A 776-nucleotide genomic window follows, 5' to 3' on the forward strand; every position below is an offset into this window, starting at 1 on the left:
GTACGAACAAAAAAAGCCCAGTCCGGCAAAATATTTTGAGCGCTTTTCGTTAACCGCATTCCTTTTAAGTAAATTAAGTGCTGCTGTTGATGCTCTGTGGTGGCATGCGAAATAATGTAACCCAAACCTTTTACTTTACCTGCTTTCGTTTTTAAGGTTATGGTGTCAAAAAAAGGACCTCTAAAGTATTTTTCGCCTATTAATATTGCTTTATCTACAAACTCGTTGTTAGATACATTTTCCCATAGCCACGGTGGTTTTGATGCGTTTATTCTAAAGTTAGTTTTTGAAGGCGTATTTAAGGTGATCGGGTAAGGTAAATAACTAGCATAGTATTGCATCCAATGAGTTAGTGAGCTGTGAGTAAAATAATCTTCACCTTCAGTTTTTGCAGTTAATAAAACACGCGTTCCTATTTCCATTTGCTGGTCAATTTCAATAACTTTATAAGTACCATCAGGGCTCCCCGTCCATTGTAGTACTTTATCTTTTTGCTTAATACTGCGAGTTTGTACACAAATAGTGTTTGAGACCATAAAACAAGCCAACAAACCAATACCAAACCGACCAATATAGTCATGCTGCTGTTTATCTAATAACTCTTTTTTTGATGACTCACCAATAACCGCCAAAAATTGATGTATTTCTGCCTCAGTCAGTCCCGTGCCATTATCTTCAATAATAAGCTGTGATTGAGTTTGAATAGAATTTTTAGGAAGTAAAGTTACGCTAATATTGTCTACTAGCTCGCTTTGTGAGTCACTATAATTATGCCT

1 protein-coding gene is annotated in these 776 nt (G+C 36.1%); it reads right to left on the reverse strand.

Annotated features, from left to right (window positions below):
- On the reverse strand, window positions 1–776 hold a 776-nt coding region (locus tag H5072_RS20750; RefSeq protein ID WP_182694674.1), incomplete at both ends, for an ATP-binding protein.

Source organism: Pseudoalteromonas sp. SR45-5 (assembly GCF_014163565.1).
In the GTDB taxonomy this organism is placed as follows: domain Bacteria; phylum Pseudomonadota; class Gammaproteobacteria; order Enterobacterales; family Alteromonadaceae; genus Pseudoalteromonas; species Pseudoalteromonas distincta.